The 23006-nt window shown below is 71.6% G+C and carries 19 protein-coding genes, 1 tRNA gene and 2 pseudogenes; 17 read left to right on the forward strand and 5 right to left on the reverse strand.

What is annotated here, in order from left to right:
* Window positions 1-423 precede the first annotated feature (423 nt).
* Together ABZV31_RS28275 and ABZV31_RS28280 are read left to right on the forward strand one after the other, a co-directional pair.
* A pseudogene (locus ABZV31_RS28275) lies at window positions 424-874 on the forward strand (extracellular solute-binding protein); the annotation flags it as partial.
* Between the two features lie 20 nt (window positions 875-894).
* Window positions 895-1877 (forward strand): annotated as a pseudogene (locus tag ABZV31_RS28280) (hypothetical protein); the annotation flags it as partial.
* Window positions 1878-1884: 7 nt separating this feature from the next.
* On the opposite strand, the gene ABZV31_RS28285 reads toward ABZV31_RS28280, so the two are convergent.
* Window positions 1885-4464, reverse strand: coding sequence for a hypothetical protein (locus tag ABZV31_RS28285; RefSeq protein WP_355899353.1), 2580 nt, complete (start codon window positions 4462-4464; stop codon window positions 1885-1887).
* Between the two features lie 66 nt (window positions 4465-4530).
* Between ABZV31_RS28285 and ABZV31_RS28290 the strand changes: the two genes are divergently transcribed.
* A complete protein-coding gene (locus ABZV31_RS28290; protein WP_355899356.1) occupies window positions 4531-4977 on the forward strand; it encodes an SRPBCC family protein in 447 nt (148 codons plus the stop codon).
* Window positions 4978-5016: 39 nt separating this feature from the next.
* A tRNA-Val gene (locus tag ABZV31_RS28295) sits at window positions 5017-5088 on the forward strand.
* A 45-nt stretch (window positions 5089-5133) separates the two neighbouring features.
* Here the strand turns inward: ABZV31_RS28295 and ABZV31_RS28300 are convergent.
* Complete coding sequence (locus ABZV31_RS28300; RefSeq protein ID WP_355899358.1) at window positions 5134-5859, reverse strand: 3'-5' exonuclease; 726 nt, start codon at window positions 5857-5859, stop codon at window positions 5134-5136.
* A gap of 168 nt (window positions 5860-6027) precedes the next feature.
* Between ABZV31_RS28300 and ABZV31_RS28305 the strand changes: the two genes are divergently transcribed.
* The 3 genes from ABZV31_RS28305 (at window position 6028) to thrS (ending at window position 9909) form a co-directional block, all read left to right on the forward strand.
* Window positions 6028-6594: a DUF4365 domain-containing protein gene (locus ABZV31_RS28305; protein WP_355899361.1), complete on the forward strand. Its 567-nt coding sequence runs from the start codon at window positions 6028-6030 to the stop codon at window positions 6592-6594.
* Window positions 6591-7832: a hypothetical protein gene (locus ABZV31_RS28310; RefSeq protein WP_355899363.1), complete on the forward strand. Its 1242-nt coding sequence runs from the start codon at window positions 6591-6593 to the stop codon at window positions 7830-7832. The genes ABZV31_RS28305 and ABZV31_RS28310 overlap by 4 nt, the downstream gene beginning before the upstream one ends.
* A gap of 100 nt (window positions 7833-7932) precedes the next feature.
* Window positions 7933-9909 carry a threonine--tRNA ligase gene (gene thrS / locus ABZV31_RS28315; RefSeq protein WP_355899366.1) on the forward strand — a complete coding sequence of 659 codons (1977 nt, stop codon included), beginning with the start codon at window positions 7933-7935 and terminating at the stop codon, window positions 9907-9909.
* A gap of 37 nt (window positions 9910-9946) precedes the next feature.
* Here thrS and ABZV31_RS28320 read toward each other — a convergent pair whose 3' ends face one another.
* On the reverse strand, window positions 9947-10609 hold the full coding sequence (locus ABZV31_RS28320) for an ion channel (RefSeq protein ID WP_355899369.1): 663 nt from the start codon (window positions 10607-10609) through the stop codon (window positions 9947-9949).
* 67 nt (window positions 10610-10676) lie between these two features.
* Between ABZV31_RS28320 and ABZV31_RS28325 the strand changes: the two genes are divergently transcribed.
* On the forward strand, window positions 10677-11234 hold the full coding sequence (locus ABZV31_RS28325; protein WP_355899372.1) for an HIT domain-containing protein: 558 nt from the start codon (window positions 10677-10679) through the stop codon (window positions 11232-11234).
* A gap of 95 nt (window positions 11235-11329) precedes the next feature.
* On the opposite strand, the gene ABZV31_RS28330 is transcribed toward ABZV31_RS28325, so the two are convergent.
* Together ABZV31_RS28330 and ABZV31_RS28335 are read right to left on the reverse strand one after the other, a co-directional pair.
* Entirely contained in the window at window positions 11330-12985 is a 1656-nt protein-coding gene (locus ABZV31_RS28330) for a hypothetical protein (protein WP_355899375.1), read from the reverse strand.
* A gap of 307 nt (window positions 12986-13292) precedes the next feature.
* The gene (locus tag ABZV31_RS28335; RefSeq protein ID WP_355899378.1) at window positions 13293-15491 is read right to left on the reverse strand and encodes an elongation factor G-like protein EF-G2; all 2199 of its coding nucleotides are present in this window, start codon (window positions 15489-15491) and stop codon (window positions 13293-13295) included.
* A gap of 252 nt (window positions 15492-15743) precedes the next feature.
* On the opposite strand from ABZV31_RS28335, the gene pgsA reads away from it, so the two are divergent.
* The 9 genes from pgsA to ruvA all read left to right on the forward strand — a co-directional run bounded on the left by pgsA (window position 15744) and on the right by ruvA (window position 22957).
* Window positions 15744-16478, forward strand: a complete 735-nt coding sequence (gene pgsA / locus ABZV31_RS28340; protein ID WP_355899507.1) for a phosphatidylinositol phosphate synthase — start codon at window positions 15744-15746, stop codon at window positions 16476-16478.
* The gene (locus ABZV31_RS28345; RefSeq protein ID WP_355899381.1) at window positions 16475-17404 is read left to right on the forward strand and encodes a phosphatidylinositol mannoside acyltransferase; all 930 of its coding nucleotides are present in this window, start codon (window positions 16475-16477) and stop codon (window positions 17402-17404) included. The genes pgsA and ABZV31_RS28345 overlap by 4 nt, the downstream gene beginning before the upstream one ends.
* Window positions 17401-18564 (forward strand): glycosyltransferase family 4 protein, encoded by a 1164-nt coding sequence (locus ABZV31_RS28350; RefSeq protein ID WP_355899383.1) that lies wholly within the window; start codon window positions 17401-17403, stop codon window positions 18562-18564. The genes ABZV31_RS28345 and ABZV31_RS28350 overlap by 4 nt, the downstream gene beginning before the upstream one ends.
* A 74-nt stretch (window positions 18565-18638) precedes the next feature.
* Entirely contained in the window at window positions 18639-19181 is a 543-nt protein-coding gene (locus tag ABZV31_RS28355) for a hypothetical protein (protein WP_355899386.1), read from the forward strand.
* Window positions 19182-19289: 108 nt separating this feature from the next.
* Entirely contained in the window at window positions 19290-20243 is a 954-nt protein-coding gene (pdxS, locus tag ABZV31_RS28360) for a pyridoxal 5'-phosphate synthase lyase subunit PdxS (protein ID WP_355899388.1), read from the forward strand.
* Window positions 20244-20277: 34 nt separating this feature from the next.
* Entirely contained in the window at window positions 20278-20886 is a 609-nt protein-coding gene (gene pdxT / locus ABZV31_RS28365) for a pyridoxal 5'-phosphate synthase glutaminase subunit PdxT (protein ID WP_355899390.1), read from the forward strand.
* Window positions 20887-20934: 48 nt separating this feature from the next.
* A complete protein-coding gene (locus ABZV31_RS28370) occupies window positions 20935-21687 on the forward strand; it encodes a YebC/PmpR family DNA-binding transcriptional regulator (protein ID WP_355899393.1) in 753 nt (250 codons plus the stop codon).
* A 119-nt stretch (window positions 21688-21806) separates the two neighbouring features.
* Window positions 21807-22355 (forward strand): crossover junction endodeoxyribonuclease RuvC, encoded by a 549-nt coding sequence (ruvC, locus tag ABZV31_RS28375; RefSeq protein WP_355899394.1) that lies wholly within the window; start codon window positions 21807-21809, stop codon window positions 22353-22355.
* Entirely contained in the window at window positions 22352-22957 is a 606-nt protein-coding gene (gene ruvA / locus ABZV31_RS28380; protein WP_355899397.1) for a Holliday junction branch migration protein RuvA, read from the forward strand. The genes ruvC and ruvA overlap by 4 nt, the downstream gene beginning before the upstream one ends.
* Window positions 22958-23006 lie beyond the last annotated feature (49 nt).

Below are 23006 nucleotides of genomic sequence, written 5' to 3' on the forward strand. Positions count from 1 at the left end.
GCGCTTCGTTCACACCGAAGAGGTCACTGGTTCGAACCCAGTATCGCCCACCCGGCAACGGCGGCCCGCCTGCGATCGTGCAGGCGGGCCGCCGTCGTGGGCCCCGGCCGGGCCGGACGGCCGGCCGGGGTCCGCGGGCGCCTTCCGGCCGTGCGTCGTACCCGGACCGCGGGTCGCCTCCCGTTCGGCATCCCGGCCGCACGCCCCCCACCTGCGGCATCGACCGGTCGACCGCCGCACGTCCGCCGCCCTCGCCGCGACCCGGCCGAGCGGGCAAGAAATTCCTGTCCGAACCATTGACGCACCTCCGGGCCCTCCGTACCTTGTGCCAGCAAGCGCTTGCTTGAAACGATTCATGGCGATGGACGACGCTGCGGGGAGGGCCCGACGGCGGGCACCAGCAGGAATATCGAGAGGTGAACGATCCTGAAGGCGGCCGGTGCTTCCGTGGCCGCCCTCGGCCTGGGTGCGACGGCAGGGTGCGGCGGTGAAAGCGGTTCCGGGGATGGGGCGGTGACGATCCGTTACTCGTGGTGGGGTGCCGAAGAACGCGCCAAGAGGATCAATCGGTCCATCGCGCTCTCGAGAAGAAGTACCCGAAGATCAAGGTGAAGACGGACTTCCAGGACTACGTCTCTTTCTGGGAGAAGTTCCAGACTCAGGAGCCGGGCGGAAATCCCCGGACGTATTCCAAAACGCCGTCACTTTTCTTCGGAAGTACGACAGGAGGGGTGTCCTGCTCGACCTCAAGTCGCAGATCGACGCGGGCAATCTGAAGCTGGACAACTTCCGCCCGGGTGTCACCGAGGTCGGCCAGGTCGACGGCAAGCAGCTCGGCATTCCCGTCGGCTCCAACACCATGGCTCTGGTCGTCTCCTCTTGTGAACCAACGCCTCCACACCCATGCCCGAGCAACTCGCCGCACAGGTCAAGGCCGTCCGGGTGCTGCCGCAGCTCGCCGCCCCGCCCCAGCAGCTCATCAAGGCCAAGGTCTTCGGCCCCGGCCTGTACTCCGAGCCCGACCGCTCGACCCCGGCCAAGGCGAAGATCGAGGACCACCTCGACTTCCTCTTCACCTACTACAAGGATCAGGTGGAGATGCGCCGCTGGTACGGCTTCTGGGACTACGGCGACATCATGCACACCTACGACCCGGTCCGGCACGTGTGGCGGTACGACGTCAGCGGCTACGCCTGGGACAACTCCGAACTGTCCCCGGACCTCTGGCTCTGGTACGCGTACCTGCGCAGCGGCCGCGCGTACATCGTCCGCTTCGCCGAGGCGATGACCCGGCACACCGGCGAGGTCGACGTCTACCACCTGGGCGACTGGGCCGGCCTCGGCACCCGGCACGGCGTGCAGCACTTCGCCGACAGCGCCAAGCAGCAGCGCATCGCCAACACTACCTACCGGCGCTGCGGTTCGCCGTCGCGGACACGCCCGTCGTCTCCGTCTCCCACCTGTCGGCCGTCTTCGGCCTCAACGAGCTGTGCGCCGAGCTGATCCACCTCGTCGACATGCCCGAGTTCAAGGAGGCCTACCTCGACTGCTGCCGCTACTTCAACGCCACCAAGGCCGAGCAGAAGGCTCGCTACGGCTCCGACTTCGGCACCCTGCTGGTCTTCCAGGGCCACTCGCGCCTCGACGCGTACGCCGCCGTCCAGACCGGCGACGCGACCCTCGCCAAGCGCGCATGGACGAAGTTCCACGGCTCGGACGGCTACACCGAGTCCGCGCCGTGGAAGACACAGGACCTGACCGGCCCGGTCACCCTGGTCCCGGGCAGCGAGGCCGCCTGGGTGTCCACCGACGACACCGAGCTCTACGGCCTCGCCGCCATCGAGAACCTGGCGCTGCTGGGCGACAGGATGCCCTAGCCGCCGGCTAGTACATCTTCCCCAGAACCTCCCGCACCCGCCGGACGTCCTTCAGCCGCTGCTCGTACGTCGCCCCGACGGCGAGGAGCAGCAGTCCGGCGAGCGCGGGAGGCACCCAGCGGGGGAGGGCGTCGGTCACCTGGACGAGGTAGGGGGCGAGCTCGTGCAGGGCGTCCAGGGCGAGCACCGCGCCGCCGAGCAGGAGCGGTGCCCGCAGCCGGTGGCGGGCGCCCAGCAGGGTGAGCAGCAGCGCCGCCGCGCCCAGCAGCAGCGGACGTGGCCAGTGCGGGTCGCTCCAGGCGGCGGCGAGGCTCGGCACGAGCGTCGCGGTGAGCCCGGCGCCGTACGCCGTCCAGGACGAAGCCAGGGGATCGCGGCGCCTGCGCAGCGCGCCCACGATCAGCGCCGGGACGGTCACCGGCAGCGTATACGCCTCCGTGGCCCCCACGCCCCAGGACGCCAGCCGCACCCAGCCGGCCAGCACGAACAGGGCCGCGGCCGCGTAGCCGGTGGCGCGTCGGTCGGCGCGGATCGCCGTGCCCGCGGCGATGGCGCCGCACAGGGCCAGGACGAGGGCAAGCATCGGCGCGTCGGTCACCGCGAGCCCGACGGCGACCAGCCCTGCCGCGGCTCCCGTCACCTCGACCGCCGTCCGGGTCGCACCGGTGACCCGGGTCGCGAGCAGCGCCGCGGCCGCGGGGACCGCGAGAACGAGAAGCGCCGTGTGCTCCCGCTGCCGGCCCAGCAGGGCGCCCGTCGCGCAGGCGAGCGCCGTGGCGTACGCGAGGGAGGCGGCGGCGGGGGCGGGACGCCGGGCGGCGCCGGCGAACAGGGCGGTGAGGAGCGCCAGCACCGTGAGGGTGGCGGGTTCGGAGGCCAGGGAGAGGAGGGCGAGGCTCGCAGAGGTGAGGAGGGCCAGGACGGTGGGGGTGTGATGCGTCAGGGGCGCGGGGCCAGTGGCCGAGTCGGTGGGGGCGCGGCGCAGGAGCCGCGCGAGGGTGGTGGGGGAGTGGACCGTGAGGAGCAGGAGCCCCGCCGTCGTGAGGCCCTCCGCCAACAGACCCACGGAGTACGGCAGTTCCAGCGTCGCCGGGAGGACGAGCGCTGCCGACCAGGCCAGGGTCAGGGCGCCGCCGAGGGCTCGGGCCCCCCAGGTGGTGTCGCTGATGGTGCGGACGGCCACCGCCACGACCGTGGCGACGGCGACGAGGACGAGGGGAGCCGTGGCCGCGAGCGGTGGCCAGGGCACGTCGGCCGTCACCGCGTCCCGGGCGTCGGCCGGCGCCCCGGACCACGCCCGGCCCGCCCAGCCGGCCGGCCCGAGCAGCGCGACCGCGACGACGGGCAGCGTCCACAGCACCGCCAGGGCCTGTACGGCTCCGGAGGCCGCGGCGAGGCCCCGCCGCACCGCCTCCGGAAGCCGACCGGCCTTCACCGCTCCCAACAGGGCGATGCCGCACGCCAGATGGGCCGGTACCGTCCAGACGTCGGGCAGCAGCGAGCGCAGGACGCCGCCGGACCCGGCGACGACGAGGAGACCGGCGGCCAGCGCGTGACCGCCGGCGCTCACCGGGTGCGGCAGCCGCCGCGCCGCGCCGAGCGCGATCGCTGCCGCGAGGAGGAGGAGCGCCGCCGCACGGGCGGCGGCGCTCGGACCGGCCGCTGTCCACGACAGCCAGCCGGCCGCCGGCACGCCCCAGGCACCGGCGACGTACGCGCCGACGGTGGCGGCGACACGTTTGGGCCCGGCGGTCACCCGGAGCGCCACACCTGTGTCGAACCCGGCCGTCACCAGCAGGGCGGCCGTGACACCGTACGGGCCCGCGGAGGCCGCGATCGCCCAGAGGACCAGCGGGACTTGGGCCGCGATCAAGGCGGCGGGAAGCGGCAGACGTAGCCCTGCCGCGTCCGGGACGGGCTTCGTCGCGCCCGGCTCGACGGCATCCGGACGCGTGCCGGGCCGCGTCGGCCGTGCCGCGCCGGGCTGCGCCGTCCGCGTCCGGCCGCTGCCCGGCAGCGCCCCGAGCCCGGCCCCGTACGCCGCCCACAGCCCCGCCAGTGCGGCCGCCGCGACCGCCGCGTACGCCGTGCCGTCGACCCGCGTGCACACCGTCTCGTGCAGGGCGTAGGCGTCGAGGACCGTCAGGGCGAGCCCGAGGCCCGCCACCGATTCGGCCGTCGAGCGCAGGCCCCGGCGCAGCAGCGGGACCGGCGCGGTGAGTACGGCCAGGGTGAGGGCGCCGAGGACCAGGCCGCGGCCGGCGATGCCGAGGTGACCCCAGCTGACCAGCGTGAACGCCATCGCCGCGATGATCAGCAGGACCCCGCCGAGCAGCAGGAGCACGTTCTGCACGCGCGGCGCGGTGGCCTCGGGGCGGGGCGCCATGGCCTCGGGGCGGGGCGCGGCCGGTGCCTGCGCCGGTGCCGGGGACCGGAGGGTGGCGACCAGCCAGGCGCGGCGCGCCAGCAACTGGGCGCGACGGGCGTCCAGTTGCCGCAGCTCGGCATCGAGGAGCCGCAACTCCTCGGCCGGGGGCGGAAGGTACGTCATGCCTCGGAGTGTGGTCGCCGTCACATCGTACGACATGAGTGCGCGTACTCAGAACGTACTCATATGCGGCTCCGGGCTCCCGCGTGCGGGCAGACTCTGCCCATGGACTGGACCCATTACCGCTTCCGCAGCCTGTGGTCCCTGCCCGCGCCGCCCGCCACCGTGTACGAGGTGCTGGAGCGGGTCGAGGACTATCCGCGGTGGTGGCGTCAAGTACGGGAGGTGGTCCGCGTCGACGAGTCGACCGCCGTCGTCCGGATCCGCTCGCTCCTCCCCTATGACATGACCTTCACCGCCCGTGAAGTGCGGCGCGATCCGGCAGCCGGGGTCCTGGAGGTCGCCATGTCCGGTGACGTCGACGGCTGGGCGCGCTGGACGGTCACCGCGCAAGAGACCGGCACCCTCGCCCGCTACGACCAGGTGGTCGACGTGCGTAAACCGCTGCTCAGGCGGTTCGCCGTGCCGGGGCGGCCCGTCTTCCGCCTGAACCACTGGCTGATGATGCGCGCCGGACGGCGGGGACTGGCCGGCTGTCTGGAAGCGGTTTGAAGGAAGCCCGCGGAGACCTGTATTGTTCAGTGCGTTCCCGGGCGATTAGCTCAGTGGGAGAGCGCTTCGTTCACACCGAAGAGGTCACTGGTTCGAACCCAGTATCGCCCACCCGGAGAAAGCCGGTCTGCTGATGGCGGACCGGCTTTTCGCATGTCAGGCCGCAGCCGGGAGCTCCGGACGCAGGGGCCACGCCGGATCCACCAGCTCCTCCGCGCCGCTGCGCGCGAACCACGCCTGCAGGCCGCGGGCCTGGGCCGCGTGCCACCCGGTCTGCAGGGTGTGCAGCTCGGCGGGGGTCAGGCGTTCCAGGCGGGCCGCGAAGCGGCGGCCGAGCGCGCGGACGACCTCCATCGCGGCCAGCGCGTCCGCCGCCGCGTCGTGCGCGTCCTCCAGCGCGACGCCGTAGTGCGCGCACAGGTCGGTGAGGGTGCGTCGGCCCTTGCGGTAGCGGTCCAGGTGCTTGTCGAGGACCCGCGGATCGAGCACCCGCAGCGGCGACGCCTCGAACCAGCGGTCGAGCGCGCAGGCGCGATGACGGCGCAACTCGCGGTCGAGGAGCGTCAGATCGAACGGCGCGTTCATCACCACGAGCGGACGGCCCAGGCCAGCCTGTTCCGCCAGCTCCTCGGCTATCTCGTACATCACCGGCGCAGGCCAGCGCCCGTTGCGCTGCAGATGCTCCTCCGTCAGCCCGTGTACCGCCGTCGCCTGCTCCGGCACCGGCACGCCCGGGTTCACCAGCCAGCGGGCCATCCGTGGCCGGCTGCCCGGGGCGTCCTGGACGACGACGGCGGCCGACACGATGCGGTCGGTCTCGACGTCGACACCCGTGGTCTCCGTGTCGAACGCGGCCAGCGGCCCCTCGTACCAGCTCGTCATACGTCCACAACTCCTCGTTCACCCACGGCGGCTGACGCGCCGTCCACTGCCCCGTTTGGTGATACCCGGGCTGTTTGCGCACTACGCCGGAAGGACACAACATGAGTACGGGTCTTTGCAGTTCAGAGGCCCGCAGCGGGGATTCCCCTGGCGTGGAAGGCTGTTGGAATGGCGATAGCGCAGCCCGAGCGGGGCGGGCTGCTGCCCGAGCGTGCGGGCCCCCTTCGCGGCACACTCGCCACCACCGCCTGCATGGAGACACTGCAGGTGGGCTATCTGCACGCGGTCGCCGCGGCCGCAGGCTGCTCGCTGTCGCAGCCCTTTCCGGACAACGGCATCGACTGGCACGTCAGCCACAGCGCTCCCGGACACACCGTCGACGACGAGGTGACCATCAAGGTGCAGCTGAAGTGCACCTACCAGGTCCCGCCGAACCCCCCGGGCCGCTTCTTCTCCTTCACGCTCGACAACGACCACCTGGCGAAGCTCGCCCGCACCCCGGTCTCGGTGCACAAGATCCTGGTCGTGATGCTGGTGCCGCGGTCCCAGGACGACTGGCTGCGCGCAAGCCACGACCGGCTCGACCTCAGGCACTGCTGCTACTGGGTCAACCTCGCCGGCCACCCGATCACCGGCCGGCGCCGGACCACCGTGCGGATACCGACCTCACGCATCTTCGACGACCGGGCGCTCTGCGAGATCATGACGCGGGTCGGGACGGGAGGCAGACCGTGACGCACCGCCCCCTCGACGAGCCCCTGCGGCCGGTACGGCCGCACCCCGTCGACGCCCTCTGGAACCGTCGCCCCGAGCCCGCCGACGTCGACCCCGCCGTCCTCGGTGCCCTGTTGCACCGGCACGGCTGGCAGCGGCGGGGCGGAGCCGCCGGACGCTACGGCCGCTGGACCCCGCCCGGGCCGGGCGGCGGCGGGACGAGCCTGCTGGTGCCGGAGAGCCGCGCCTTCCCCGACAGCGAGGACCTGCTCAGCGAGGCGCTCGACGCCCTGGCCCGCAGCGGCACGCCCTCCGCGCACGAGGTGCTGGTCTCCCTCGCCGTGCCCAGCGACGAGATCCGCTGGTGGCGGGACGTGCCCAGCGGGCCGGCCGATGCCGCGTCCTGGACCGTCGAGGAGCAGCTGCGCGGTGCCGCCCGGCAGATGCTCCTCGCGGCCGCGCTCGCCACGCGCGCGCGTGCGGGCTACTACGGCACCCGGCACCGGCGGTCGGCCGCCGCGTCCCTGGAACACGTCCTCGTCGGCTCCGGGGGCGACGGCCGCCGCCTGACCGCCTTCGTGCCGGCAGGCGCCGGGCGGCCGCTCGCCGTGCGGCTCCACCAGGCGCTGTACGCCGTCCGCGAGGCCATCGACTACCAGCGGGCCACCGGCGACTACCAGCGGGCCACCGGCGGCATGGACGCCTTCGACGGCGCCGTCGAGGCGGGCGTCAGCCGCGAGCTCACCGAGGCCCTCATCGCCCTGGTCCGCGGCACCGAGGGCGCCCGGATCGCCGTCGAGTGGGCGCCCGCCGCCGGCGTCCCCGAGGACTGCGCGGCCACCGCCGAGCCCGTCGAGTTCTCGCCGGGCGACCTGCCCGTGCTGCGCGAGGCCGGCGCCCGCTACCTGCGCGAGGAGCCGTCCGTGCCGGTGCGGATCACCGGCGCGGTGGTGCGGATGCGCAGGTCGCAGCCGCGCGGCGCGGGCACCGTACGGCTTCGGGTCCTTGCGGGCGCCGAGGTGCCGCACGTCCGTGTGACCCTGGACGAGGAGGACTACCGGATCGCCGGGCACGCGCACCTCGTCGGGCTGCCGGTGCGGGTGCACGGGCGGCTGGAGAGCCGGGGCGGGTTCCGCAGGCTCACGGGCGCCTCCGGGGTCGTACCCGTGCAGGTGGAGGACGAGGAGCGGGACCGGCTGATGAAGGCGCTGCAGGAGGACCTGGACTTCTTCGAGGAGGCGTGCGCGGGCGAGAACTGAGGGTGACCGTTTCGCGGTCGGTGCCCCGGGGTCGGTACGATCCCGTAATGCGCGCGCTCCTGGTATGGCGCCGCAATCCACCTTCAGTCAGGAGAGACCGGTGTCAGACGTCCGTGTGATCATCCAACGCGATTCCGAGCGGGAAGAGCGCGTGGTGACGACGGGCACTACGGCCGCCGACCTCTTCGCCGGCGAGCGCTCGATCATCGCCGCGCGCGTGGGCGGCGAGCTCAAGGACCTCACCTACGAGGTGCAGGACGGCGAGACCGTCGAAGGCGTCGAGATCTCCTCCGAGGACGGTCTCAACATTTTGCGCCACTCCACCGCGCACGTGATGGCGCAGGCTGTGCAGGAGATCTTCCCCGAGGCCAAGCTGGGCATCGGCCCGCCGGTCAAGGACGGGTTCTACTACGACTTCGACGTCGCGCGGCCGTTCACGCCCGAGGATCTCAAGGCCATCGAGAAGAAGATGCAGGAGATCCAGAAGCGTGGCCAGCGCTTCTCGCGCCGCGTCGTCAGCGACGAGGCCGCCCGCGAGGAGCTGGCCGACGAGCCGTACAAGCTGGAGCTGATCGGTCTCAAGGGCTCGGCCTCCTCCGAGGACGGCGCGGACGTCGAGGTCGGCGCCGGCGAGCTGACGATCTACGACAACCTGGACGCCAAGACCGGCGAGCTGTGCTGGAAGGACCTCTGCCGCGGTCCCCACCTGCCCTCCACTCGGCACATCCCGGCGTTCAAGCTGATGCGCAACGCGGCCGCCTACTGGCGCGGCAGCGAGAAGAACCCGATGCTCCAGCGCATCTACGGCACCGCCTGGCCGTCCAAGGACGAGCTGAAGCAGTACCTGGACTTCCTCGCCGAGGCCGAGAAGCGCGACCACCGCAAGCTGGGCACCGAGCTCGACCTGTTCTCCATCCCGGAGCAGATCGGCTCCGGCCTCGCCGTCTTCCATCCCAAGGGCGGCATCGTCCGCCGTGTGATGGAGGACTACTCGCGGCGCCGCCACGAGGAGGAGGGCTACGAGTTCGTCTACACCCCGCACGCGACCAAGGGGAAGCTCTTCGAGACGTCGGGCCACCTGGACTGGTACGCCGAGGGCATGTACCCGCCCATGCAGCTCGACGAGGGCGTGGACTACTACCTCAAGCCCATGAACTGCCCGATGCACAACCTGATCTTCGACGCGCGCGGTCGCTCGTACCGTGAACTGCCGCTGCGCCTGTTCGAGTTTGGGACCGTGTACCGGTACGAGAAGTCGGGCGTCGTGCACGGCCTGACCCGCGCCCGCGGCTTCACCCAGGACGACGCGCACATCTACTGCACGCGCGAGCAGATGGCCGACGAGCTCGACAGGACGCTCACCTTCGTGCTGAACCTGCTGCGCGACTACGGCCTGACCGACTTCTACCTGGAGCTGTCCACCAAGGACCCGGAGAAGTTCGTCGGCTCCGACGAGGTCTGGGAGGAGGCCACCGAGGCCCTCCGCCAGGTCGCCGAGAAGCAGGGCCTGCCGCTGGTGCCCGACCCGGGCGGCGCCGCCTTCTACGGCCCGAAGATCTCCGTCCAGGCCAAGGACGCGATCGGCCGCACCTGGCAGATGTCGACGGTCCAACTGGACTTCAACCTGCCGGAGCGCTTCGACCTGGAGTACACGGCCGCGGACGGCACCAAGCAGCGTCCGGTCATGATCCACCGCGCGCTGTTCGGCTCGATCGAGCGCTTCTTCGCGGTGCTGCTCGAGCACTACGCGGGCGCCTTCCCGGCGTGGCTGGCCCCGGTCCAGGCGATCGGCATCCCGATCGGCGACGCGCACGTGGAGTACCTGCAGAAGTTCGCCGCGGCCGCCAGGAAGAAGGGCCTGCGGGTGGAGGTCGACTCCTCCTCCGACCGCATGCAGAAGAAGATCCGCAACGCCCAGAAGCAGAAGGTGCCGTTCATGGTCATCGCGGGCGACGAGGACATGGCGAACAACGCCGTCTCCTTCCGCTACCGCGACGGCTCGCAGGAGAACGGCATCCCGTTCGACGAGGCCATCGCGAAGATCGTGAAGGTCGTGGAGGAGCGGGCACAGGTCTGACCCGTCCGGGACCCAGGGCCCAGGGCCCCCGGGGAGCTCAGCTCCGCGGGGGCCCTGGGCCGTCGTCCCCGCGTGCGAACCGCTGCATCAGCCAGGAGGAGAACGAGCCCGTCACCGCGCCCAGCAGGGCGACGCCGCAGCCCATCAGGGCCACCGCGACCAGCCGTCCCACGAACGTCACCGGGACGACGTCGCCGTAGCCCACGGTCGCCAGGGTGGAGGCCGCCCACCACAGGGAGTCGCCGAACGTGCGGATCGACGCGTGCGGTGCCGCGTGCTCGTACTGGTACATGACGAGCGCCGCGGCGAAGCCGAGCAGCCCGGCCGACATGCCCGCGTACAGCATCACCCGCGCCTGCAGCGGCATGTGGGGCTGCCCCCGGCGGCGCTCCTGCATGGCGTCGTAGACCCGCACGATGCGCACCGGCCGCAGGAGGGGCAGCAGCACCACCACCGAGTCCAGCCAGTGCCGGTGGACGAAGTGCACCCCCTCGCCGCTCAGGTGCCAGCGCACCGCGTAGTCGACGACGAACAGCGCCCAGCTCGCGTACAAGACGGCCAGACATAGATCGCGCACCGGGCCGGGCAGCTCGGGCCCCAGGACCCGTACGGCGTACGAGGCGAGATAGAGCAGTGAGGCCACCCCGAGCGGCACCCCCGCCCGGTGCTCCCAGCGGGCCGTGCGGCTGTCGTCGTCCATCGGCCCAGCTTTACCCCGGGCGGTCTTGCCCGAGGCCCGCCGACACGCCGCGAACGGGCGAAGCCATATGCTGCCTTGCATGACGAGTGAGCCGGAACAGCAGATCGGAGTGGGGACGCAGGACGCGTTCCAGCGCCTGTGGACGCCCCATCGGATGGCCTACATCCAGGGCGAGAACAAGCCGACCGGTCCGGGGGCCGACGACGGCTGCCCGTTCTGCTCCATCCCGGCCAAGTCCGACGAGGACGGCCTGATCGTCAAGCGCGGGGAGCAGGTGTACGCGGTGCTCAACCTGTACCCGTACAACGGCGGCCACCTGATGACCGTGCCGTACCGCCACGTCGCCGACTACACCGACCTGACCGAGGCGGAGACCGCGGAGCTCGCCGAGCTGACCAAGCAGGCCATGAAGGCCCTGCGCACCGCCTCCGGCGCGCACGGCTTCAACATCGGCATGAACCAGGGCACGGTGGCCGGCGCCGGCATCGCCGCGCACCTCCACCAGCACATCGTGCCCCGCTGGGGCGGTGACACGAACTTCATGCCGGTCGTCGGCCACACGAAGGTACTGCCGCAGTTGCTGGCCGACACGCGAAAGATGCTGGCGGAGGCGTGGCCGGCGTAGCCGCTGCCGGCCTGTGCCGATGAGCTGACGGTGGCTGCCGCGGGCGGGTGGGCACCGGGAGGGGCGGATTGCCCGCGGCTTGACGGGCGAGCCCCCTACGCGTCGTACACGTCGGCCTTGCGCGGCATCGGGTCCTGCACCTGCGTGCTGAGGAACGACGACCGCGTGCCGAACTTCTCCGTGTCCACGCCGTTCTCCTTCAGCACCCGCATCGCCGCGGCATGCACCACCCGCAGCACCGGCGTGGCCGCGCGCAGCGCATCGTCGGCCATGAACCGGTGCCGCCACGGCTGATCCGCCCACGCGTGCCGCAGCCCGAACGGCTCCGGCAGCACGATCGTGCCACCCAGCCAGTTCAGCAGCGGCGGATACCAGGTCAGCGGGGCGCGGACCGCGAGGCGCACCACTTCGTCGCTGTTGACCAGCGGAAGCTTCACCTTGCGGCTCTCCCACGGCTTGAACGACTTGGACACCTCCTTGGTCGGTGCCTCCGGCTTGGTGGTGAACAGCGAGTTCACCGGGCCCAGCGCATGACCGGTGACCTCGATCCGCAGGGTCTCGTGCAGCACGGTCACCGTGATCAGCATCGTGATGATCAGCTGGCCGTCCCACAGGACCCACTGCACGCCCAGGTAGTGCCGATCGCCGCTGCCGAACTGCTGCTTGTTGCAGATCTCCTGTATGGCGTGCGTCTTGACCTGGTACGCCTCCACATCGGTGCCCTCGGGACGGGACACCGCCTTCGCGTTCTCCCCGATCGGCGTGACGATCCAGTGCCGTATCGACGGTGTCGGGAAACCGCCGGTGTTCAGCGGGCCGCGCTCCAGCATGCGCAGCTGGTCGTGGATGGACCGGATGACGTCCCAGCTGCGGAAGGGGTGGATCTCCCGGTCGGGGTCGGCCGGCACCAGGTCCTCGGCGAGCTGCCAGGCGCCCCAGCGCGTGCCCATGCCGAGTATGCCCTTGGGGCCGGCGTAGAAGACGGAGTTGGACTGCTGCTCGGCGCTGAGCTTGGCGAGGGACTGGCGCAGCTGCTCCGCCGCCGTCTCACCCGGGCTGCTGGGCACCGCCTCGGGGACGCGGGCGCCGACGCTGCTGCCTGCGAGAAGGCTGTCCCAGCGGCCCCTGAGGTCCTGTGCCGTGCGCTCGCAGATCTGCTTGGCCCAGAACCAGCCGACGACCGGGAGGACGACCGCCGCACGTGCGTACCAGGCCCAGAAGCCCGTGAACGGCATGCGGATCAGGAAGATCACGGCCAGGGCGCCCACCGCGACGAGCAGGGTGGTGGCGAGCGCGCCGGCCTGCTTGTTCTCCGTCTTGGCGACGGTGGTGCGGATCTGGAAGACCAGCAGCCACACCAGCAGCCCGGGCAGGAACAGCAGGCCGCACAGCACCATGACGGCGGTCAGCCGGTTGTCGCGCTCCCGGCGGATGCGGTTGGCCGCCAGGCAGTGCTCGACGACCACCTGCGGCTCGGTGCCGAAGGACTGGATGAGCGGATCGCGGCCGCTGCCGAGCATGCGGTCGACCACCGCGCGGGAGAAGGCCTCGCCGAGGTTCGGCCGGAACAGCTTGAGCTTTCCGGTCTTGACGGCCGACTGGTGCCATTCGTTGTTGGTTTTGAGGATGTCCTCGACCGGGTTGTCCCGGTAGGCCGCCGAGGCCAGCGCGAAGGTGGCCGTCTGGCTCTCGTCCCCCGTGCGGGGCACCTGTGGCCCGAAGATGTCCTCGTACCCGATCCCAACGGTCATGTCCCGCCCCCGATCGCCGCAACCTCGCTTCTGCGGCCTTCCCGACTTCCCTGCTGCGCACACCTGTTGATCAGGTCATCAGCGTATCCGCAGGCACCGACATCCGTCGGCGGACGGCCGAAACCCTTGTCTCCGTGCTCCGTTCGCCTCCGGGGCGCTCCAGCCGGTGCCGGGAGACGCCCGTTGCTCAGCCCGTCGGGCCTCCGCGCGGTCGGCCTCCCGACACCGGCGCCCCCTTCGGCTCACTCGCGCCGCCGATTCGGAGGGGAGCGTTCTACAGCAGCCGGTTGTGCGCCGGGCGCTCCAACTAGGAGGCGTCCTGCTCCTGTTCACGCACCCTTTCGGCGACCTGGAGCGGCATCGGCTCGTGCCGCGCGTAGCGGCGGTTGAAGCGGGCGGTGCCGTGCGACAGGGACCGCAGGTCGAAGGAGTACCGGCCGATCTCGATCTCGGGCACCTCGGCCCGTACGAGCGTGCGGCCGCCGCCCACCTGCTCGGTGCCCAGCACCCGGCCGCGCCGTCCGGACAGGTCGCTCATCACGGCGCCCACGTAGTCGTCGCCGACCAGGACGGTCACCTCGGCCACCGGCTCCAGCAGGTGGATCTTCGCGTCGGCCGCGGCCTCCCGCAGCGCCAGCGCGCCCGCCGTCTGGAACGCGGCGTCGGAGGAGTCCACCGAGTGCGCCTTGCCGTCCAGCAGCGTCACCCGCACGTCGATGAGCGGATGACCCGCGGCGACCCCCTTGGCGGCCTGCGCCCGCACGCCCCTCTCGACCGACGGGATGAACTGCCGCGGCACGGCCCCGCCGACGACCTTGTCGACGAACTCGATGCCCGAGCCGCCCGGCAGGGGCTCCACCTCGATCTCGCACACGGCGTACTGCCCGTGCCCGCCGGACTGCTTGACATGCCGGCCGCGCCCCGCTGCCTTGGTCGCGAACGTCTCCCGCAGGGAGACCCTGTGCGGGATGACGTCGACCTGAACGCCGTACCGGCGGCGCAGCCGCTCCAGGGCGACGTCGGCGTGGGCCTCGCCCAGGCACCACAGCACCACCTGGTGGGTGTCCTGGTTCTGTTCCAGCCGCATGGTCGGGTCCTCGGCGACCAGCCGGGAAAGGCCCTGGCTGAGCTTGTCCTCGTCCGGCTTGCTGTGCGCCTGGATGGCGAGCGGCAGCAGCGGGTCGGGCATCTCCCACGGCTCCATGAGCAGGGGGGCGTCCCTGGCCGAGAGCGTGTCGCCGGTCTCGGCGCGGTTCAGTTTCGCCACGCACGCCAGGTCGCCGGCGATGGCATGGGTGACGGGGCGCTGCTGCTTGCCGAACGGCGTGGACAGGGCGCCGATGCGCTCGTCGACGTCGTGGTCCTCGTGCCCGCGGTCGGCCAGGCCGTGCCCGGAGACGTGCACCGTCTCGTCGGGGCGCAGGGTGCCGGAGAAGATGCGGACGAGGGAGACCCGGCCGACGTACGGGTCGGAGGAGGTCTTCACGACCTCCGCGACCAGCGGACCGTCCGGATCGCACGCCTTCAGCTCGCGCGGCTTGCCGTCGGGCGTGGTGACCCGGGGCGCCTCGCGCTCCAGCGGGGTCGGGAAGCCGCCGGTGATCAGCTCCAGCAGCTCCACCGTGCCGAGCCCCTGCCTGGCGCCCTCGGCCGCGGGGGCGGCGGCCAGGACGGGGAAGAAGATCCCGCGTGAGACGGCCCGCTCCAGGTCCTCGATCAGCGTCTTGAGGTCGATCTGCTCACCGCCGAGGTAGAGGTCCATGAGCGTCTCGTCCTCGCTCTCGGAGATGATCCCCTCGATGAGCCGGTTGCGGGCCTCCTCCATCTGCGGCAGCTGGTCCTCGCCCGGCTCGGACTCCTTGCGCTCCCCGGAGGAGTAGTCGAACAGCTTCTGCGACAGCAGCCCGACCAGGCCGGTCACGGGCGCGTGCCCGTCGTGGCCCTGCGGGCCGTGCAGCGGCTGGTACAGCGGCAGCACGGCGTCCGGGTCGTCCGCGCCGAAGGCCTCCGCGCAGGTCCGCATCATCTCCTCGAAGTCCGCCCGCGCGGCCTCCAGGTGCGTGACGACGATCGCCCGCGGCATGCCGACGGCCGCGCACTCCTCCCACACCATGCGGGTCGAGCCGTCCACGCCGTCGGACGCCGAGACGACGAAAAGGGCCGCGTCCGCCGCACGCAGACCGGCCCTGAGTTCCCCGACGAAGTCGGCGTATCCGGGGGTGTCCAGAAGATTGATCTTGATGCCGTCCCATTCGACGGGCACCAGGGAGAGCTGTACCGAGCGTTGCTGCCGGTGCTCGATGTCGTCGTAGTCGGAGACGGTGCCGCCGTCCTCCACGCGGCCCGCCCGGTTCACCGCTCCCGCCGTCAGTGCGAGAGCCTCCATCAGAGTCGTCTTGCCCGAACCGCTGTGGCCGACCAGCGCCACATTCCGTACGGACGCGGGGTGGTCGGCCGCCACTGCCCTGCCGGCGGCTCCGGGGTGTGCGTTCGCCTTGTCGCCCATGGCCTTGCCTCCCGTGCACGGTGAGGTCACTGTGGGCGCGGACATACGGATCCCCCAGACTTCGTCCGGGAGGTGCCCCAGCGGTGGCGGCTCCGGTGACGCCCGCGGTTCTTCGAGCTTTCCACTCCCGTCACGCTGCGTCCATACGGAGGACCCGATCGCGCCGCCCACCGGCGGTTGCGGGCGATCCGCCGGATCTGCCTCCGAGGGGTACGGGTGCCCGGCCGTCGCGCACACGCGCGCGTGGCTACGATGGGCCAGCCGGTGGCCAGCAGGGGCCGCCCGGCGACACCGACCCTCGGGAAGGCCATGCTGAACAAGTACGCGCGTGCATTCTTCACGCGTGTCCTCACGCCGTTCGCCGCGTTTCTGATCCGCCGGGGCGTCAGCCCCGACACGGTCACGCTCATCGGCACCGCCGGTGTGGTCGCGGGCGCGCTGGTCTTCTACCCGCGGGGCGAGTTCTTCTGGGGCACGGTCGTGATCACGCTGTTCGTGTTCTCCGACCTCGTCGACGGCAACATGGCCCGCCAGCTCGGCCGCACCAGCCGCTGGGGCGCCTTCCTGGACTCCACCCTCGACCGGGTCGCCGACGGCGCGATCTTCGGCGGATTCGCCCTGTGGTACGCGGGAGGCGGCCACGACAACGTCCTGTGCGCCGTCTCGATCTTCTGCCTGGCCAGCGGCCAGGTGGTGTCGTACACCAAGGCCCGGGGCGAGTCCATCGGCCTGCCCGTCGCCGTCAACGGGCTCGTCGAGCGCGCCGAGCGGCTGGTGATCTCGCTGGTCGCGGCCGGGTTGGCGGGCCTGCACAAGTTCGGCGTGCCCGGCGTCCAGTACCTGCTGCCGATCGCCCTGTGGATCGTCGCCGTCGGCAGCCTCATCACGCTGATCCAGCGCGTCGTCACGGTCCGCCGGGAGTCCGCGGAGGCGGAGGCCGCGGCCACGCAGGCGAACGCCTCCCAGGGCAGCGAGGCGGCGAAGTGAGCGCCCAGGAGCGGCTGACCGACGCGCTGTACGGCCTCGGCTGGAGCACCGTCAAGAAGCTCCCCGAGCCGGTCGCCGTACGGCTCGGCCGCACCATCGCCGACCTCGCCTGGAAACAGCAGGGCAGGGGCGTGCAGCGCCTGGAGAGCAACTACGCGCGCGTGGTGCCCGACGCGACCCCCGAGGGCCTCGCGGAGCTGACCCGCGCGGGCATGCGCTCGTACCTGCGCTACTGGATGGAGTCCTTCCGGCTGCCCGCCTGGAGCGCCGAGCGGATCAAGACCGGCTTCGAGCCCAAGGACCTGCACTTCCTGACCGACGGCCTCGCCGCGGGCAACGGTGTCATCCTCGCGCTGCCCCATTTGGCCAACTGGGACCTGGCCGGAGCCTGGGTCACCACCATGCTGGAGACCCCCTTCACGACGGTCGCCGAGCGCCTGAAGCCGGAAACGCTGTACGACCGGTTCGTCGCCTACCGCGAGGGCCTCGGCATGGAGGTCCTCCCGCACAACGGCGGCTCCGCCTTCGGCACCCTGGCCCGCAGGCTGCGCGACGGCGGCCTGGTCTGCCTGGTCGCCGACCGGGACCTGTCCGCCTCCGGTGTCGAGGTGAAGTTCTTCGGCGAGACGGCGCGCATGCCCGCCGGACCCGCCCTGCTCGCCCAGCAGACCGGAGCCCTGCTGCTCCCCGTCACGCTCTGGTACGACGACTCGCCCGTCATGCGGGGCCGCATCCATCCCCCGATCGAGGTGCCCGAAACTGGTACCAGGGCCGAAAAGACGTCTGTCATGACGCAGGCGCTGGCCGACACCTTCGCCACGGGGATCGCCGATCATCCGGAGGACTGGCACATGCTGCAGCGCCTGTGGCTCGCGGACCTCGATCCCGCGAAGGATCCCTCGCTTCCCCGGAAGGGAACCTCGTGAGAATCGGCATCGTATGCCCGTACTCCTGGGACGTGCCGGGCGGCGTCCAGTTCCACATCCGCGACCTGGCCGAGTACTTCATCGGCCTCGGCCACCAGGTGTCCGTCCTCGCCCCCGCCGACGACGACACACCGCTGCCGCCGTACGTCGTCTCGGCCGGCCGCGCGGTCCCGGTCCCGTACAACGGCTCGGTGGCCCGGCTGAACTTCGGCTTCCTGTCGGCGGCCCGGGTGCGGCGCTGGCTGCACGACGGCGAGTTCGACGTGATCCACATCCACGAGCCGACCTCGCCCTCGCTCGGCCTGCTGGCCTGCTGGGCGGCCCAGGGACCGATCGTCGCGACCTTCCACACCTCCAACCCGCGCTCCCGCGCGATGATCGCCGCGTACTCGATCCTCCAGGCCGCCCTGGAGAAGATCAGCGCGCGGATCGCCGTGAGCGAGTACGCCCGCCGCACCCTCGTCGAGCACCTCGGCGGGGACGCGGTGGTCATCCCCAACGGCGTCGACGTCGACTTCTTCGCCAAGGCCGAGCCCAGGCCCGAGTGGCAGGGCGACACGATCGGCTTCATCGGGCGCATCGACGAGCCCCGCAAGGGGCTGCCCGTGCTGATGAAGGCCCTGCCGAAGATCCTCGCCGCCCGCCCGCAGACCCGGCTGCTGGTCGCCGGGCGCGGGGACGAGGAGGAGGCGGTGGAGACACTGCCCGAGGAGCTGCGCTCGCGCGTGGAGTTTCTCGGCATGGTCAGCGACGAGGACAAGGCGCGCTTCCTGCGCAGCATCGACCTGTACGTGGCCCCGAACACCGGCGGCGAGAGCTTCGGGATCATCCTGGTCGAGGCCTTGTCGGCCGGGGCGCCGGTGCTCGCCTCGGACCTGGACGCCTTCGCCCAGGTGCTCGACCAGGGGGCGGCGGGGGAACTGTTCGCGAACGAGGACGCGGATGCGCTGGCCGACGCGGCCGTACGGCTGCTGGCGGACCCGGCACGCCGGGCCGAACTGCGCGCGCGCGGGAGCGCCCACGTACGGCGGTTCGACTGGTCGACCGTCGGCGCGGACATCCTGTCCGTGTACGAGACGGTGACGGCCGGGGCGGCGGCGGTCGCGGCCGACGAGCGTGCCACGGGGCTGTGGGCGCGGTTCGGGCTGGCGCGGGACTGACGACGGTGTCTGCGGTGTCTGCGGTGTCCGACTGAGGGCATCCCCCCGACGGCACCCCGGTAGCCTTGCCGCCCGTGACCGCAACCCTCATCTGGATCCTCGTCGCGCTCGTCGCCGTCGGCCTGTACCTGAGCTGGACGGCGGGGCGCCTGGACCGGCTGCACGCCCGCATCGACGCCGCCCGCGCCGCGCTCGACGCCCAGCTGCTGCGCCGTGCCTCCGTGGCCCAGGAACTGGCCACCTCCGGGGTGCTCGACCCGGCGGCCTCGATCGTGCTGTACGAGGCCGCCCACGCCGCCCGGCAGGCCGAGGAGGAGCAGCGGGAGGTCGCCGAGAGCGAGCTGAGCCAGGCGCTGCGGGCCGTGTTCGCCGAGGCCCCACAGGTGGAGGCCGTCCGCGAGGCGCCCGGGGGAGAGCAGGCGGCGCGGGAGCTGACCGAGGCGGTGCGCAGGGTGCCGATGGCGCGCCGCTTCCACAACGACGCGGTGGGGGCTGCGCGCAGGCTGCGGGAGCACCGCAAGGTGCGGTGGTTCCGGCTGGCGGGGCACGCACCGTTCCCGATGGCGTTCGAGATGGACGACGAGCCGCCGGCGGCACTCGTGGACCGGGCGGCCTGAGCGCCGTTGCGGCACCACGGACCGAGCCGTTGTGGCACCACGGGCGGAAAAGGATCCACCGGCTTTCCATTGGCCCTTGCTGTGGCCTGGTCCACTCACGTTTCCTCGATGCTGCACAAATCCTCTTTCACTTCAGCGAGGTCACCCGTGTCCAGCACGATTCCCAACTCCGCCCAGGCCCCCGAGACCGGCACCGCCCGTGTGAAGCGCGGCATGGCCGAGCAGCTCAAGGGTGGCGTGATCATGGACGTCGTCACGCCGGAGCAGGCGAAGATCGCCGAGGATGCGGGCGCCGTCGCCGTCATGGCCCTGGAGCGGGTCCCGGCCGACATCCGCAAGGACGGCGGCGTGGCCCGCATGTCCGACCCGGACATGATCGAGGGCATCATGAACGCCGTCTCCATCCCGGTCATGGCCAAGTCCCGCATCGGCCACTTCGTCGAGGCCCAGGTCCTGCAGTCCCTCGGCGTGGACTACATCGACGAGTCCGAGGTCCTCACCCCGGCCGACGAGGTCAACCACTCCGACAAGTGGGCGTTCACCACCCCCTTCGTCTGTGGCGCCACCAACCTGGGTGAGGCCCTTCGCCGCATCGCCGAGGGCGCCGCGATGATCCGCTCCAAGGGCGAGGCCGGCACCGGCAACGTCGTCGAGGCCGTCCGTCACCTGCGGCAGATCAAGGGCGACATCGCCCGCCTGCGCGGCCTGGACAACCACGAGCTGTACGCCGCCGCCAAGGAGCTGCGCGCCCCGTACGAGCTCGTCAGGGAGGTCGCCGAGCTCGGCAAGCTCCCGGTGGTGCTGTTCTCCGCCGGTGGCGTGGCCACCCCGGCCGACGCCGCGCTGATGCGCCAGCTCGGCGCCGAGGGCGTCTTCGTCGGCTCCGGCATCTTCAAGTCCGGCGACCCGGCCAAGCGCGCCGCCGCCATCGTGAAGGCGACCACCTTCTACGACGACCCGAAGATCATCGCGGACGCGTCCCGCAATCTCGGCGAGGCCATGGTCGGCATCAACTGCGACACCCTCCCCGAGTCGGAGCGCTACGCCACCCGCGGCTGGTAAGCCACCGCAGGAACAGCACGAGGACTGCACATACATGACTGACGCACCCGTCATAGGCGTCCTGGCCCTCCAGGGCGACGTACGGGAACACCTCATCGCCCTGGCCGCGGCCGACGCCGTGGCCAGGCCGGTGCGGCGCCCCGAAGAGCTCGCCGAGGTCGACGGCCTCGTCCTCCCCGGCGGCGAGTCCACCACCATCTCCAAGCTGGCCATCCTCTTCGGAGTGATGGAACCCCTCCGCGCGCGCGTGCAGGACGGCATGCCCGTCTACGGCACCTGCGCGGGCATGATCATGCTCGCCGACAAGATCGTGGACCCGCGCTCGGGCCAGGAGACGGTCGGCGGCATCGACATGATCGTGCGCCGCAACGCCTTCGGACGGCAGAACGAGTCCTTCGAGGCGGCCGTCGACGTCAAGGGCATCGAGGGCGATCCTGTAGAGGGCGTCTTCATCCGCGCCCCCTGGGTCGAGTCCGTCGGCGCCGGGGCCGAGGTGCTCGCCGAGCACGAGGGCCACATCGTCGCGGTCCGTCAGGGCAACGCCCTGGCCACGTCGTTCCACCCGGAACTGACCGGCGACCACCGCGTGCACGCCCTGTTCGTCGACATGGTGCGCGCCAACCGGACACCGGAGTCCTTGTAGGATCTCTGGCGTTCGTACAGAGATGGGTTACGCGAAGGAGACAGGCAGATGTCCGGCCACTCTAAATGGGCCACGACGAAGCACAAGAAGGCCGTCATCGATGCCAAGCGTGGCAAGCTCTTCGCGAAGCTGATCAAGAACATCGAGGTCGCGGCCCGCATGGGCGGCGCCGACCCGGACGGAAACCCGACGCTGTACGACGCCATTCAGAAGGCGAAGAAGCAGTCGGTCCCGAACAAGAACATCGACTCCGCGGTCAAGCGCGGCGCGGGCCTGGAGGCCGGCGGCGCCGACTACGAGACGATCATGTACGAGGGTTACGGGCCGAACGGTGTCGCGGTGCTCATCGAGTGCCTCACCGACAACCGCAACCGCGCCGCCTCCGAGGTCCGCGTCGCCATGACCCGCAACGGCGGCTCCATGGCCGACCCGGGCTCGGTGTCGTACCTCTTCAACCGCAAGGGCGTCGTCATCGTCCCCAAGGGCGACCTGACCGAGGACGACGTCCTCGGGGCCGTCCTGGACGCCGGCGCCGAGGAGGTCAACGACCTCGGGGAGTCCTTCGAGGTCATCAGCGAAGCCACCGACCTGGTCGCGGTCCGCACCGCGCTGCAGGAGGCCGGCATCGACTACGACTCCGCCGAGGCCAACTTCGTCCCGACCATGCAGGTCGAGCTGGACGAGGAGGGCGCCAAGAAGATCTTCAAGCTGATCGACGCGCTCGAGGACAGCGACGACGTGCAGAACGTCTTCGCCAACTTCGACGTCAGCGACGAGATCATGGAGAAGGTCGGCGCGTAGCGCTGCCGGGCTCCAGGGCTCAACGGGCCGACGGGACACACCCGTCGGCCCGTACCTTTGCCCGTCGTTGTCGGTGGCACCCGATAGCCTGCACAAACAGGCGATCGAAGGGAGGGGCGGTGCGCGTACTCGGGGTGGACCCCGGACTGACGCGGTGCGGTGTCGGCGTCGTCGAGGGGGTCGCGGGCCGGCCGCTCACCATGCTCGGCGTCGGCGTCGTCCGCACCTCCGCGGACGCCGACCTCGGCCGCCGCCTGGTCGCTGTCGAGCAGGGCATCGAGCAGTGGCTGGACGAGCACCGGCCTGAATTCGTCGTAGTGGAGCGGGTGTTCAGCCAGCACAACGTACGGACCGTGATGGGCACCGCCCAGGCCAGCGCCGTCGCCCTGCTGTGCGCCTCCCGCCGTGGCATCCCCGTCGCCCTGCACACCCCCAGCGAGGTCAAGGCCGCCGTCACCGGCAGTGGCCGCGCCGACAAGGCCCAGGTCGGCGCCATGGTCACCCGCCTGCTGCGGCTCGCCGCGCCGCCGAAGCCGGCCGACGCCGCCGACGCCCTCGCGCTCGCCATCTGCCACATCTGGCGCGCCCCCGCCCAGAACCGACTCCAGCAGGCCGTCGCCCTGCACGTAACGAAAGCATCGAACCCATCGAAAGGGCGCATCGCATGATCGCCTTCGTGAGCGGCACGGTCGCCGCCCTCGCTCCCGACGCCGCGGTGGTCGAAGTCGGCGGCGTCGGCATGGCCGTTCAGTGCACGCCGAACACGCTGTCCACGCTCCGGGTCGGCCAGCCGGCCAAGCTGGCCACCTCTCTCGTCGTACGGGAGGACTCGCTGACTCTGTACGGCTTCGCGGACGACGACGAGCGCCAGGTCTTCGAGCTGCTGCAGACCGCGAGCGGCGTCGGCCCGCGCCTGGCCCAGTCGATGCTCGCCGTGCACACCCCGGACGCCCTGCGCCGCGCCGTGGCGACCGGTGACGAGAAGGCGCTGACCGCCGTCCCCGGCATCGGCAAGAAGGGCGCCCAGAAGCTGCTGCTGGAGCTGAAGGACCGCCTGGGCGAGCCGGTCGGTGCCCCGGTGATCGGTGCGCCGGTTAGCAACGGCTGGCGTGACCAGCTGCACGCGGCCCTGATCGGCCTCGGGTACGCGACCCGGGAGGCCGACGAGGCCGTGGCCGCCGTGGCCCCGCAGGCCGAGGCTGCCGGGGGCACGCCGCAGGTGGGTCAGCTGCTCAGGGCGGCCCTGCAGACCCTGAACCGAGCCCGCTGAACCACGGCAACCGAGCCCGCTGAACCACGGCAGCCCGAGCCTGCCGAAC

The sequence above is a fragment of the Streptomyces sp. NPDC005202 genome (assembly GCF_040608235.1).
Lineage (GTDB): Bacteria > Actinomycetota > Actinomycetes > Streptomycetales > Streptomycetaceae > Streptomyces.